Consider the following 15,136-nt stretch of genomic DNA (forward strand, 5'->3'; position numbering starts at 1 on the left):
GGATTCACCATGATACCCACCATCGGAAAACGGCTTGCGCTGCTGCTTCTGTCCCTCTGTCTGCCCTTTGTGTCGTTTGCGGCGGGACCGGCTGCCGGACCGCAGATTGCGGCAGGTGATTACCACACCGTACTGATTGACAGTGACAGCAGCGTCTGGACATGGGGAAATAACATGTCCTGCCAGTTGGGAAACAACAGCTCAAGTAACAGCACCACCCCGGTGCAGGTACTCAGCAGATTCGGAACCGGCCGTCTGACAACTATCATATCCGTTGCAGCGGGCAGTCTGCATACCGTGGCACTGTCCTCTGACGGCTATGTTTTTGCGTGGGGAGAGAGCACCTTTGGCCAGCTGGGAACCGGCAATTACAACGGCAGCGCCATACCTGCAGTGGTCATGGACAGCAGCGGTACCGGCTATCTCAGCAAGGTAACAGCCATCGCCGCCGGCAGGGAGCATACCTTGGTCCTGAAAAGTGACGGCACTGTATGGGCCTGGGGGAAAAACGACCAAGGTCAATTGGGACTGGATCCGGCAGCAACCGCTTCGAGCAACCTTCCGGTTCAGGTTGCCGGCCTTACCAACATAACCGCCATTGCAGGCGCGGGGACTCACTCTCTGGCACTGAAATGCGACGGCACCGTATGGGCCTGGGGAGGCAACGGAAGCGGTCAGTTGGGAGATAACAGTCTGACAGCCCGTTACACCCCGGCCCACGTCAAGGGAAGCGGCGGTAGCGGTGTGCTTTCCGGTGTGATCAAGCTTGCCGCCGGACGAGGTCATTCCCTGGCCCTGCTGGACGACGGCACCGTTTGGGCCTGGGGGAAAAATTACAATGGCCAACTGGGCAACAGCACGGGTCAGGACGCCCTGATCCCCGTGAAGGTTTCCGACCTTGGATTCGTGACATCCGTATCCGCGGGTGAAAATCAATCTTTTGCCGTTGTCGGCACTATCAGGTATGGATGGGGAGCTAACGAAAATGGCCAACTCGGCGATGGCACCACTTCCGACCGCCTTGCTCCCTCCGCTATTTCCGGTCTCGATGGCGCTGTTGCCGTTGTCTCCGGCAGGTATCATTCCGCAGCCATGACAGCCGACGGCAAGGTCTGGACCTGGGGGCGCAATAATTTCGGACAACTGGGAGACGGTACCTCCACAAACCGCCTTGCCCCGGCCATGGTAACCGGGCGCACCGTCGGGAAGATCACCGCAATTGCCGCCGGGGAAACCCATTCCCTGGCAACGGAAAGCAATGGCAACGTCTGGAGTTGGGGGGGCAACCTGAGCGGGCAGCTCGGCAGCGGCGACTACCTCGACGGTCTCTCGCCCGCCAGGACCGCTGCCGGAGTCGGCATAGCCAACGTCACCTCTCCGACCGCCGGTCGCATCAGTTCGCTGGCACTCTCCAGCAAAGGGACCGTCTACAGCTGGGGCGGCAACTCCCAGGGTCAGCTGGGGATCGGCAGCACCACCGGCAGCAATACCCCCGCTTACGTCTGGCTGGGGCTGCTCCCCTTTTCGGGTGTCAAGTCGGTAGCCGCCACCGGCGATTTCTCCCTGGCGCTCCAGGCTGACGGCTCGGTCTGGGCCTGGGGCGATAAAACGTTCGACCAATTGGGGCGGGGGGATGGCTCCACCGCGGACATCCTGTCGCCGGTTCAATCCTGGAGCGGGCAGCTGGACGGGGTAACCGCCATCGCCGCCGGCAGATACCACGCCCTGGCACTGCTCAGCAACGGCACCATCCGGAGTTGGGGCTATAACGCTCTGGGACAGCTGGGGGATGGCACGACCAGCAACTCCACAAGCGCTCCACTACTGGTCAAGGAAGGAACGGACATCATATCGGGCACACTGGGTAATGTAGCCGCCGTTGCCGCCGGCAACAATCATTCCCTGGCCCTGCTGAGCAGCGGTGTTGTCATGAGCTGGGGTTACAACGGTTACGGACAATTAGGCAACAACGACTCCAGCCACCAAAGCCAGAAACGGGCCGCACTGGTCGTATCGAGCACCGGCACCGGTTTCCTCGGCAGGGTGCTCGCCATCGCGGCCGGAGCAAACCACTCCCTGGCCCTGCTGGACGACAACAGCGTCTGGGCGTGGGGGAACAACACCTACGGTCAACTGGGGAATGGCACAACCACCAATAGCGACGTACCGGTACAAGTAACAACAGGACCCGGAGGATTTTTTAGTGGTCTCTACGGCGTGGTCGCCATTGCTGCCGGCGCCGACCACAGCATGGCACTGTTGTATAACGGCGCGGTTCTGACCTGGGGATATAACAATAAAGGCCAGCTGGGTGATGGCACAAAGAACAACAACAGCTATGCTGCCACGGCACCTCAAATATCCAGCCCCAGCGCACCCACCGTCAGCTTCACCTCAACTCCACCCCAGAAAACGGCATCCGATTACCTGCCTTTCACCTTCGTGTCCAGCCAGCTGAACTCCACCTTCACCTGCTTCTTTGATGGAGATGAAGGCTGGCCTTGCAGCAGTCCGATGCAATACAACCCCGGCGCCGGTAACCACACCTTCGGCGTCACGGCGACCAACAGCGCTGGCGTAACCGGCCCGGTCACCAGCTATACCTGGGACGTGGACCTGTGCGGATTTAAAATCGGAACCGTCTGTTACGCAAACATTGGCGACGCCTATGCGGCCGTGGCTGACAGCGGCACGATCAAGGTCAGGTCAAACGCCATCACCAGCCCGGCCAGCTTCAGCCGGGCCGACAATGTCACCTTCACCCTGCAAGGCGGCTACGAGAGTACGTTCACAACGCCCAACCTGGCCCCCTCGGCCTTTCCCGGCCTGACCATCAGCACGGGGAAGGTGATCGCGCGAAACCTGGTTATCAGATAACGGAACGGCAGAGGCCCGGAAGGAGCAGGTATGACACGGAATATTTCCCAAAGAAAACGACTGATCTCACAGCTGCGGCTTCTGATTTCCTGCCTGGCCCTTACCCTGCCGCTCTGCTTTGCCGGCCGGGCGCAGGGCGAAACCATCCTCTCCGGCATCATCTCAGCAGATTACACCCTGAGATTGATCAACAGCCCCTTCCACGCCACCGGGGATGTCACCGTCGCCAGCGGCGCAACGCTCACCATCGAACCGGGGGTAACCATTACTTTTGACGGCGGTACGAGCATGCTGGTCAATGGGACGCTCTTGGCCCAGGGGACAATCGACTCACCGATCACCTTCACCGCCAGCGCGGCCTCGCCCGTGGCCGGTTCCTGGGGCAACCTCATCGTCCAGGATGGCGGCAACGCTACCCTGGAACACTGCACAATCAGGTATGCCGGGAGCCGGTCTGGCTATAATTATGGCGCGATCCTCAAGGGGGGGGGCGGCACTCTGACCGTCACCGCCTCCAGCATCGACACCTTTTACACCAACGGCATCGTCCTGAACAATGCCAGCGGCACCGTAACCATCTCCAACACGTTGATCGACGGCAAGAACAACTATTACGGGAATCATGGCATATTAGCCACCGGCTTATCCAGCGCCGCCAACATCACCATCAGCGGCAATACCATCACAAATGCGTACACCAACGGCATCCTGCTGCAAAACAGCGCCGCTCCGCATATCAACGGCAACACCTTCAGCAACAACGCCGGATACGGCATCCTGGTCAACTCGGGCGCCGCTCCGGTACTGGATGCCGCCAACCAGTTCTCCGCCCCCGCCAGTGGTTGGGAAATGGGTTTTGACGCCCCGTCATCGGGGATCGCCCATACCTATGACAACGCGCTGACGGCCCCGGTCGTCATTACGGGGGGGACCATCGCCAGCCCGAACAGCGTCACCTGGAGCAGCAGCAGAACCTATCTTGTCGGCGGGACGGTGACGGTCAACAGCGGCGCCTCACTGACGATTGCCCCCGGCAGCATCGTCAAGCTGGGTGGGGGCGTCTCCTTCCAGGTGAACGGCTCGTTTGCCGCCGGATCGGACAGCGGCGCCCGGAGCTATTTCACCGGTTTCAAGGACACTACCATCGGCGCCGCCGTCAAAGGGGTCTCCGGAGCCCCGGCGGCGGGAGAGTGGGGCAACATCGCCGTCAATAACAATGGCAGCGCCACCATTGCCAACTGCGACATCAGGTACGCGGGCAGCGCCAGCGGCTACAGTTACGGGGCCATTATCAAGTCCGGCGCCGGGGGGCTGACGCTGAACCATTCGACGATTTACTCCGCCTACACGTACGGCGTCAGGCTCCAGGACACCACCGGTACGGTCTCCATCGATGGCAACACCATCCAGGCTGTCGGCTATTATGGGAATTATGACCTGGTCCTGACCAACGTCGGCAGCGGTACCACCATCTCCGGCAACACCATCACCGGCGCCAACACCACCGGCATCTTCGTCAGCGGTGCCACAAGCATGCCCCAGATCGTCAGGAACACCATCACCGGCAACGCAGTCGGAATCTCCGCCGCTTCCGCGGCCAATCCGGTCATCGGCGGCGCATCCGGCAAGGGCAACAACCTGTACAACAACAGCACCTGGTCGGTGCAGAACGCGACCGCCACATCACCCCCGCTGATCAATGCCCAGTTCAACTACTGGGGCAGCGCAGCCGGCCCCTACCACGCCACCACCAACACCGGCGGCAACCAGAGCAGCAAGGTCACGGACAACGTGGACTATGCCAACTTGTCATCTCCACCCTCCGGCTCCATCTCCATCAACAACGGCGCGGCCTATACCACCCAGGCCGACGTGATCATCGATTTTTCATGCAGCGACACCAGCGGCTGCGAACGGATCGCCCTCAGCAACGACAACCTGACCTTCAAGGAGCTGGATTTCATCCCCAGCAGCGGCTGGATCATCAACGAGGCGCAGGGGAGCACCACCGTATCGGTGAAATTCCGCTACGGCAGCGGCTTCTGGTCGCCGGTCTACCAGGCCGCCATCACCCTGGATTCGATCCCTCCCGCACCGCCGGTCGTGACCGGAAGCACCCTTAACCAGCTCCAGGGGCTGGTCTGGAACTGGACACCGGGTGGTGGCGGCAACGGCGCCTTCCGCTACCGCATGACCGGTGACGCCAGCTGGACCGAGACAAGCGCCACCACGTTCGCCCCGACCGGCGACCTGAGCGCGGGCAGATATAACCTGGACGTCCAGGAGCGTGACGCTGCCGGCAACTGGTCCGCCAGCGGCAGCAGTCTCGTCGAGCTGAAGGGGGACAACTGGTTGAGCACCACCGTCAACGGCTATGGCAACATCCAGGGGACCAGCGTCAAGGGACAGAACTACAGCAGTGACAACGGCCCCAACACGGCATCCTTCGCCCTCAACGACCAGATCACCCTAGCGGCCACCCCGGCCACTGATTTCACCTTTGCCGGCTGGTCCGGCGATTGTACGGCCGCCAGCGGCCCCTGCACCCTGTACATGGTCGCCGACCGGAACGTCACGGCCCGCTTCACCACGGCCAAGAGCGCCTTGCTGCTCGCCCCGGCCATGAGCGCCCACGCATCCCTGGGCGCGGCCTACACCGCCGCACTCCTCGACAGCAACGTCACCATCATGGGGCGCGACATGACCTTCGGGGAGACCCTGCTGATGGATAAATACGTCACCGTGACCCTGCTGGGGGGCTATGACGCATCCTTCACCACGGCCTCCGGTGTATCGACGGTGGTGGGAAAGGTAACGGTCAGAGCCGGGAGGCTCAATGCGGCGGGGCTGGTACTGCGATAACGGAAGCAACTGATATTCAGGGTAAGGAGTTGGATATGAAAACACCACGCAACACGACAACCCTATTCCTGCTGATACTGACACTGCTGGCCACCTTGACCTCCACGGCGCAGGCGGCAAGCAGCGGCATCATCGCCATTGCCGCTGGCTACGACTACAATATGGCGGTAAAGAGCAACGGTACGGTGATCACCTGGGGGGCACCCTCTTTCACCCTGCAATCAAAGATACCCTCCGGTCTGAGCGGGGTGGTTTCGGTCAAGGTGGGCACCGCACACTCCCTGGCCCTGAAGAGTGACGGCAGCGTGGTGGCCTGGGGGAACAACAACTTCGGCCAGTCCTCGGTACCGTCAGGCCTGGGCGGGGTAACGGCCATCGCCGCATTTTACAATCACTCCATGGTGCTGAAGAGCGACGGTTCGGTGATTGATTGGGGCAGTTACACCTCTTCCGGCACCATTACGGTACCGGCGGCCGCCCTGTCCGATGTGATTGCCATCGCCGCCGGCCTGGACCACTCCCTGGCGTTAAAGAGCAACGGCACGGTGGTGGCCTGGGGAGATGGTACGGCCAGCGGCGGCCTGAATGCCGTACCGGCCGGATTGAGCGGGGTGGTGGCCATTGCCGCCGGCGCTAATTTTTCCCTGGCCTTGAAAGGGGATGGCACCGTGACCGCCTGGGGGGTAAGTACCGGCGCCGGGGGTCAGAACGCGGTGCCGGCCGGACTGAGCGGTGTGGTGGCTATCTCGGCCAATGAGACACATTCCCTCGCTTTGAAAAGCGATGGCACGGTAGTGGCCTGGGGGGGCAATAGTTCCGGCCAGACTTCGGTGCCCCAGGGGCTTGCCGGTGTGGTGGCCGTGGCTGCCGGCCACATTCACTCGCTGGCGCTGAAGAGCGACGGCACCATCGTGGCCTGGGGAAGTAGCAGCGCTGGACAGTCCTCGCCAGCACCGGTGGCCCAATCGGGCATCACCACAATCGCCACCGGTGGAAACCATTTTATGGCATTGAAAGGGGACGGCAGCGTGACCACCTGGGGATCGGACCAGACCATCCCCGATACGATGCCGGCCGAGGCCCAGTCCGGGGTCAAGGCCATTTCCGCGGGCGACGACCATAGGCTGGCCCTGAAGAGCAACGGCACGGTGGTGGCCTGGGGGGGCAATAGTTTCGGCCAGACCTCGGTGCCACAGAATCTGGCCGGGGTAGTAGCCGTGGCCGCCGGTGGCAGCTACTCACTGGCTCTGAAGAGCGACGGCTCGGTGGTGCACTGGGGGCAAACCGGCACGAACCTGAATGTCATCCCCGCCGGCGCCCAGTCCCAGGTGACGGCCATCTCCGCCGGGTATGATCATGCTCTGGCCCTGCGCCTCGACGGTTCGGTGGTGGCCTGGGGGGATAACAGCAACGGCCAGGCCACTGTGCCGGACAGCGCGAAGGCGGGCGTCACGGCTATCGCCGCCGGCTCCTTCTTTTCCCTGGCCCTGAAGAGCGACCACACGGTGGTGGCCTGGGAGGATAACACACTAGCGGTGACAGCGGTGCCGCAGGGGCTCGGCGATGTCATCGCCATCGCCGCCGGTGAATATCACGCCCTGGCCCTGAAAAGCGACGGCACGGTAGTGGCCTGGGGGGATAACACTATTGGGCAGACCGATATCCCCCAGGGGTTGAGCGGCGTGGTGGCCATTGCCGCCGGCGGTTACAGTTCCATGGCACTCAAGGGGGACGGCACCCTGGTGATCTGGGGATACACCAGCGGCGCTCCCGGCGTGCTTCCCACCGGGTACAAGGGGGTCAGCACCGGAGGCCTTTATTCCCTGGCGATTAAGGACGACGGTACGGTGGCGGCCTGGGGACAGAACGGTACCTACAATCTGACCACCCTGCCGACCGGGGCCCAGAGCGGGGTTAAGGCCCTGGCCGCCAGCAGCACCCACGCCCTGGCGCTCAAGAGCGACGGTACGCCGGTTGCCTGGGGCGCCGCCGGTTACAACACCGTTCCCGCCGACGCCCAGTCCGGTGTCAAGGCGGTGGCTGCCAGCAAATACATCTTCCTGTTCCTGAAGAGTGACGGCACCGTGTCAGTACAGGGCAACCTGGTACAGTTGATCTCGACCTATAACAGCGGGGTTAAGGCGATCGCCACCGGCCAGGTGCACGGCATGCTCCTGTATCAGGATGGTTCCGTGTTTGCCTGGGGGTTGAGCGCAGCCGACGGCCAGGCCACGGTGCCGGAAGGCGCTACAAGCGGGGTTACGGCCATCGCCGCCGGCGACAAGTATTCCCTGGCCCTGAAGAGCGACGGCTCGGTGGTGGCCTGGGGACTGAACACCGGGACCGGCGGCCAGAATGCGGTGCCGGCAGGGCTGAGCGGCGTGATGGCCATCGCCGCCGGTGCGTCCCACTCCCTGGCGCTGAAAAGCAACGGTACCGTGGTGGCCTGGGGACTCAACACCGGGACCGGCGGCCAGAATGCGGTGCCGGCGGGGCTCACCGGTGTCGTGGCCATCTCGGCCAGCGGCAACAACTCCATGGCAGTGAAGAGCGACGGCACCATCGTCGCCTGGGGGGACAGCACCTATGGCCAGACCACGGTGCCCCAGGCAGTGCAGCACACCGTGACCATCACCAACAACACCGCCATACCTATCATCTCTGGCGCTACCGCCCGTCATGCCTATCACGGCGACTATATCCTGCTCGGCTTCCAAGGACCGCTGCTCCCCAACGTCAGTGGCTGCGGCGGGGCGCTCTCCACCGATGGCACCGTCTACAAAACCGGGCCGATCACCGCCGACTGCACCATCACCCTCACCCTGGCGCCGCCAACGATCCTCCCGGGCACCGGCCTGTATGAGGCCGGCTTCATCGCCAACTGGAGCTCCGTACCGAACGCCAGCGGCTATTACCTGGATGTGGCCACAGATTTCGGCTTCAGCAGCATACTCCCCGGTTACAACAACCTGGACGTGGGCAATGTCACCAGCTACGAGGTCAGCAGCCTCTCCCCGCTTGTCACCTACTGGTATCGCGGCCGCGCCCGCAGCGCCACGGAGACCAGCGCCAACTCCGTCCGCATGGCCGCATCCACGGCACCGGCCCCGCCCGGCATACCGACCGCTTCGGCGGCGACGGCGATCTCCCAGACCGGCTTCACGGTCAACTGGACCACGGTCGCCAATGCGGATGACTACCTGCTCTATGTGGCGACCGACAGCGGTTTCACCCAACTGCTCGTCAACTACAACGGAGTCACGGTGAACGACGTCAGTGCGCAGGTGACGGGGCTGACCGCTGGCATAACCTACTGGTACCGGCTGCGGGCCCATAATGCCGGCGGCTACAGCACTTATTCCAATGCACTGAGCGTCACCACCGTGCCGCCGGCGCCGGCCGCCAATCCGGCCACCAACAAGAGCGGCAGCGGCTTCACCGCCAGCTGGAACGCGGCCCCCGGCGCGGATGAATACCGCCTGGACGTCTCCATCAGCAGCAACTTCAGCAGTTATCTGCCCGAATACCAGAACCTGACCGTGGGCAATGTTACCTCGTATCCGGTGGGCATCAGCACCAGGAACCCCAGCGAGATTTACTACTACCGGGTCCGGGCAAAAAACACCAACGGCTTCAGCCCCAGCTCCAACACCGTCACGGCCGGCCCGGTGGTAACGATCACCGCTATCAACGGCAGCGGCCGCGGTTCGGTGTACAGCAGCCAGACCGGGATCGCCTGTATCACGGGCTCAAGCGCCGACTGCAGCGCCACCTTCGGTTTCAACGCCACCCTCAGCCTGACCGCAACGCCGGATTGGAAATCGCTCTTCGGCGCCTGGGGTGGCGACTGCGCCGGCAGCGCCAATCCCTGCTCGCTGACACCCCTGGCCGGAGACAGGAATGTCTCGCTGGCCTTTAATCCCAATTACCAGGCCATCCTGGCCGGCGCGCCGGCCACCGGCTACGCCACATTGCAGTCGGCCTACAACGCCACGGTGAACGGATCCACCATCCTGGCCCATACCTATATCTTCCAGGAGGATCTGCTGTTCACCACCAACAGCGGCAGCATTACCCTGGACGGCGGCAAGGACCCCAATGACACCACCTATCAGGCCACAAGCGGCTTTACGACGGTGCATGGGATGCTCATTGTCAGGGCGGGGAAGGTGAATGTCAGGAATGTCAGGTTACGGTAGTCACAATGAACAGGTCAGGTTTCCAATGGCCGCAACGGAAGTGCGAGGCATCTCATGGCATCCCTATCACGAGTATTGTACGTGGACGATGATTCATTCCTGGTAATGATCATGCAGAAATTCCTTCAGTCCCCCGACTGCGACGTTCATATCGCCGGTTCCGGTGAAGAGGGGTTGACGGCCTATGCCGAGCATGGTCCGTTCGACCTGGTGATCACCGACTACCAGATGCCCGGCATGAATGGCGTAGATTTTCTGCGTGCCCTGAAATCCGCATATCAGGAGACGTTCTGCGTTCTGACCACCGGCAGGATCGATCTCAATCTGCATGAAACCGCCGTTGATGAGGGCGTCTGCCGGCTATGCATTTACAAGCCGTTCAATCCCCATGTGTTCAAGAACATCCTGCATGAAATCAAAGCGGTGGGAATGGCCTCCGCTGTAAACGGAGAAACCCTTCTCATACAATCAGCTTGAACAAACGTGAAAGGAGCAGGTCATGAACAAAAAATGGTTTCATAAAGCGGTAACTCTGATGAAAACGGCAGTATGCGGTGCGGTGATGATGGCCGGAGTATCGGCAACAGCGGCAATGGCCGCGGAGCCGATCACCGACAGGGAGTTGACCTCCGTCAGCTGGATCACGCCCAAGGGAGAACCGCTGGAGCTCAACAGATTCGGCGGCTGGATCAACGCCGTGGCCATCTCGCCCGACGGTAAACAGGTGATCGCCGACACCGACAAGACCCTGCATTACTTCGACCTCTCACTCAAGCAGGCGGCCCCGCCCGTCGAGGGTTTTCGCGGCATGACGGACAAGGCCATGATCAGCCCGGACGCCAGGCGGGCCTTTCTGGTTTCCTGGGCAACCTCGCTTACCACCGTGAAAGGCAAGAAACAGATGACGGCCGCCGGTGAGCTTGCGGCAACCGACATTGCCACCCTTAAGAAGACCAAACTGATGACGTTCAAGAAAGAGGTCGAGTCATTCGCGGTTAGCGCTGACTGCAAACGGGTGGCGCTCGGCTACGGCGATGGCACGTTCCAGATTGTGGACGCCGCATCCGGCAAGTCCCTGCTCGGCCCGATTCAAGCCTACAAGGGGATCGCCATCGAGGGCAACACCATCGCCAATGTAACCGCCATCGCCTTCAGCCCGGACGGCAAGCGGCTGGCCCTGGGGGATGTGAACGGCCTGCTCCGCTTCCATGACGCGAAAACCGGTAAAGCGCTGGGCGCACCGGTGCCAGGGCACACCTCCCTGATCGAGGCCATGGCCTTCAGTCCCGACGGCACACAGATCGTCTCCGCCACCCAGGACAAGGGGCTGTTCCTGCTGGACAGCGCCAGCGGCGCGGTCATCGGCGACCGGCTCGACACCGGCAACAAGGTCACGGCCCTGGCCTTCAGCCCGGATGGTAAACGGATCGTGACCGGCCACTTCCAGGGCAATGTGCGGGTGTGGGATTTTGTACCGGTTAATTAATATACCTCCAAAGGGAGATTCTCCATGAAACCACTCATCTTCTGTCTCGCCATGCTGCTGGCCACCACGCTGGCCCATGCCACGGAGCTGGCCGTCACCATCAACGGCACGCAGGTCCGGCTGCAAGCCACCGCCTTGAATCGCGAGATCACGGTCAGGGACAGACAGGCGGGGGACCGTCAGAGCGCCGTCGGCTGTTCGCTGCTCTACCACTCCCTGCTGGCCGCGGGTGACATCGAGACGGCCAGCCAGCTCACCAGCGATCCGGCAAAAACCAGGGAGATGTGGACGGGCTACCGGGAGCGGCTCGGTGAAGCGGAGTTCAGGAAGACCATGGAGGAATATTTCACCACCAGAACCGTGATCCAGGCGGAGCTCGTCCACGGGAGCACGCACATGCTGATCGTGCAGCCGCCGGATGAACCGGCCGGCGCCCAGATGTACCGGAAAGAGAAGGATCGTTTCGTGCGGCTGGAAGGGATGGGGTCCGATGAGGCCAAGACCCTGGGGAAGGTCTTCGGCATGATCCGCAGCGGCGCGGTAAAACTACAGTAGCAGACACAAGGGGGCGTACATGAAGACAACACGACACGTGGCAACTCTATTCCTGCTGGTGCTTTGGCTGCTGACCGGCCTGTCCGGCGCCGCCCATGCCGCCAACCTGCTGACCATCACCAAGACAGGAGACGGCACCGGCACGGTGCGCAGCCAGACCGCAGGGATCGATTGCGGCAGCGACTGCAGCGAATCCTACCCCGGAATCGCCAATGTAACCCTGACCGCCATACCGGACCCCGGCTCCTACTTCACCGGCTGGAGCGGCGGCTGCGTCAGCCAGGCCCTGACCTGCAAAGTACCGGTAAACGCCGACACGGCCGTGACGGCCACCTTCAGCATCACTCCGCTGACCATCAAGAACTGGGTCAAGAGCTTCAACATGAACCTGGACGCCGGCAATGCCATCCTGCAAACCAGGGACAGCGGCTATGTCCTGGCGGGCAATCTCAATGCCCAGTTTCTCCCACCCGGACATTTCGGGGTCATGAAACTGGATAGTGACGGCACCGTAGTCTGGAAAAAATACTACGAGGGGACCGCCTCATCCGAGGCCACTACCATCCGGGAGGACGCCAGTGGCAATTTTATCGTGGGAGGGAGAACGCTCTCCTACAACGACGCCTATGCCCCGGAGTTTCTCCGAATCTCTTCTGACGGCACCCTGCTGGACGCCAAGTATCTGGCCACCAGAACCGTCTGGAATCCGGACGCAATCGGTTACGGCGGCACGGTCAACAGCCTGGACCTGAACCAGAACAATGGCGTGATTCTGGCCGGTTCTGTGCAGTATCCCGAATCGGGCAACTACAATCCGCACCTCTGGATTGGCGAGATGACCTTCGATCCTCCCCATTTAAGGGAGGAACTGCGCTGGCAGAAGGCCATCGGCGGCAGCGGCAGCGACACCGCCAACGCCGTGCGCGTCACCACAGACAGCGGCTATGTCGTGGCAGGCGAGACCACATCCTTTGGCGCTGGAGGATCTGACGCCTGGGTTCTGAAGCTGGACAACGCGGGGAGCATCGTCTGGCAGAAGACGTACGGCAACTGCGGCGATGACAGAGCCAGTGACATCCTGCAGACCGCCGACGGTGGCTTTGTGGTGGCCGGTTCCATGGGAATGCCGGCCATCGGTGCCTGGGTGGCCAGACTGGACAGCACGGGCACCATTCTCTGGCAAAACATCTACGGCAGCGGTGCGGCCCGGTCGATCCAGCAGACCGGCGATGGCGGCTATATCGTGGCCGGTTATACCACCGATGCCGCCACCGGCAATGATGCCTGGTTGATGAAACTGAACGCCGACGGCTCCATCGCCTGGCAACGCAGCTACGGCAGCAGCACCAACGATGAGGCCCGTTCAGTCCAGCCCACCGCCGACGGCGGCTACATCATGACCGGCAGATATACCACCTCGGGCGACGTCCTGGTGCTGAAGACCGACAGCTACGGCGCAGTCTACGGCTGCGGCCTCGGCTTCAGCAGGTCCCTGCCGGGCACGCCGGTCGTGGCAACCGCTTTAGCAAACGTTCCGGCGCCGGAAGCGGTCGTCATCAACGATAAGCCCGGCAATACGCTTGACACCCCCGATGGCTATGTCATCGGCGACATGGTCAAGGTCGAAGATATCCTCGTGCTGGGCAGCAGCGGCACCCTCTGCAGCGGTGCCGGTCCGGCCCTGTCGGTGACGCCGATGGCGCTGTCCACGCCATCGTCACAGTGGTACAACATGGGCACCTTCAAGCTCTATTCAACGACCACGCAGATCGTGACCATCGCCAACAACGGCAACCAGCCGCTGAACATGACAACATTCGCCAAAAGCGGTTACAGCGCCTATTTTACCGTCAGTCCCGGCGGCGGCTCCCGGCCATGCAATGGTTTTCCCAAGACAATAGCGGCCGGCGATTACTGCACGGCATCCGTTACCTACTACCCAAACTATGCGACCGGCGATCATTATGTGGATATCGCCGTGGCGTCCAACGATCCGAACAGGCCCAGCTTCACCATGCGCTATACTGCCACCTGCGCCCTGCCGGTCCTCCAGGCGACAACCATGATCTCGTTCGGGCTTTACATGGTTCAACAGCCCTCCTCCCCGCGGCCCCTGACCCTGAAAAACGGCAACACCACCACTGGCGACCTCCAGATGGGCGCGGTATCCATCACCGGCACCCATCCCGATGAGTTTTCCCTGACAGCCAACAACTGCCCAGCCACACTGACCCCTCAGGCCACTTGCACTCTTGAACTCACCTTTACCCCCAAGGGGATCGGGATGCGCTCCGCGACCCTGAATGTTGCCTCAAGCGATCCGCTCTCACCGACCAAAATCGCCCTGAACGGCATCGGCGGCTATCTTTTGACTGTGATCAACCTTGATCCGTCCGGTGGAAGGGTGACCGACACCGTGGTCGAGGGTGGCCCCAATATCGACTGCGGCACCACCTGCACCTACCTGCTCGGAGATGTCCAGACCATCGACCTGAATGCCGCCCCCTTTGCCGGGTTCCAGTTCACCGGCTGGTCAGGCGAGGGGTGCAGCGGCACCGGCGCCTGCTCAGTGACCATGAACCAGAATCGCACCGTGACCGCGGGCTTTATCGGCGATCACATCCTGACCATTCAGCTCAACCCTCTCGGTACCGGCACCGGCTCTTTCCTGGCCAAAACCACCAATGTCAATGCACTGTTCAATACCAACCAGCAGTTTCCGGTGCTCAGCCTCTCCACGGTGCTTCTGCAGGGCATACCCGATGAGTTTTCGCTCTTCACCGGCTGGGACGGCGCCGTCTGCAGCGGCAGCGGGGACTGCCAGTTCAGCATGGCCGGTGATTACACGGTAACCGCCACCTTCGACTTCGACGCGGCCCACAGGATCTACAACCCGGACCGGGACATCTATTACAGCTCCCTGCAGACCGCCTATGACGAGGCGCTGGACGGCAACCGCATCCAGGTATGGGGGGTGGATTATTCCGGAGGCCTTGCCTGCGGGATGCATAAAAATGTGATCGTCAAGGGTGGCTATAATCAGGGGTATTCAGGAAACAGCGGGTTCTCCGTCATAAAGGGGCCACTGTCCATCAGCCAGGGAGCCATGGTGGCGGAGCGACTGATTGTCAGGCAACCTTGAGCATTTACGGAGGGT

General features: G+C 62.0%; 7 protein-coding genes. All 7 read left to right on the forward strand.

Annotated elements, in window-relative coordinates; all coding sequences use genetic code 11:
• Positions 1-9: 9 nt before the first annotated feature.
• From ACOCF6_RS05115 to ACOCF6_RS05145, 7 genes are read left to right on the forward strand one after another with little or no spacing between them, the layout of a single operon-like run.
• Positions 10-2,877: an RCC1 domain-containing protein gene (locus ACOCF6_RS05115; RefSeq protein ID WP_482459314.1), complete on the forward strand. Its 2,868-nt coding sequence runs from the start codon at positions 10-12 to the stop codon at positions 2,875-2,877.
• A gap of 30 nt (positions 2,878-2,907) precedes the next feature.
• Entirely contained in the window at positions 2,908-5,739 is a 2,832-nt protein-coding gene (locus tag ACOCF6_RS05120) for a beta strand repeat-containing protein (protein ID WP_482459315.1), read from the forward strand.
• Positions 5,740-5,774: 35 nt separating this feature from the next.
• A complete protein-coding gene (locus ACOCF6_RS05125; protein WP_482459316.1) occupies positions 5,775-9,938 on the forward strand; it encodes a fibronectin type III domain-containing protein in 4,164 nt (1,387 codons plus the stop codon).
• 54 nt (positions 9,939-9,992) lie between these two features.
• The gene (locus ACOCF6_RS05130; protein ID WP_482459317.1) at positions 9,993-10,415 is read left to right on the forward strand and encodes a response regulator; all 423 of its coding nucleotides are present in this window, start codon (positions 9,993-9,995) and stop codon (positions 10,413-10,415) included.
• A 22-nt stretch (positions 10,416-10,437) separates the two neighbouring features.
• Positions 10,438-11,424, forward strand: coding sequence for a WD40 repeat domain-containing protein (locus ACOCF6_RS05135; RefSeq protein ID WP_482459318.1), 987 nt, complete (start codon positions 10,438-10,440; stop codon positions 11,422-11,424).
• A 24-nt stretch (positions 11,425-11,448) separates the two neighbouring features.
• Positions 11,449-11,979, forward strand: coding sequence for a hypothetical protein (locus ACOCF6_RS05140; RefSeq protein WP_482459319.1), 531 nt, complete (start codon positions 11,449-11,451; stop codon positions 11,977-11,979).
• A gap of 19 nt (positions 11,980-11,998) precedes the next feature.
• On the forward strand, positions 11,999-15,121 hold the full coding sequence (locus ACOCF6_RS05145) for a choice-of-anchor D domain-containing protein (RefSeq protein WP_482459320.1): 3,123 nt from the start codon (positions 11,999-12,001) through the stop codon (positions 15,119-15,121).
• Positions 15,122-15,136 lie beyond the last annotated feature (15 nt).

This window comes from Geobacter psychrophilus, assembly GCF_056821595.1.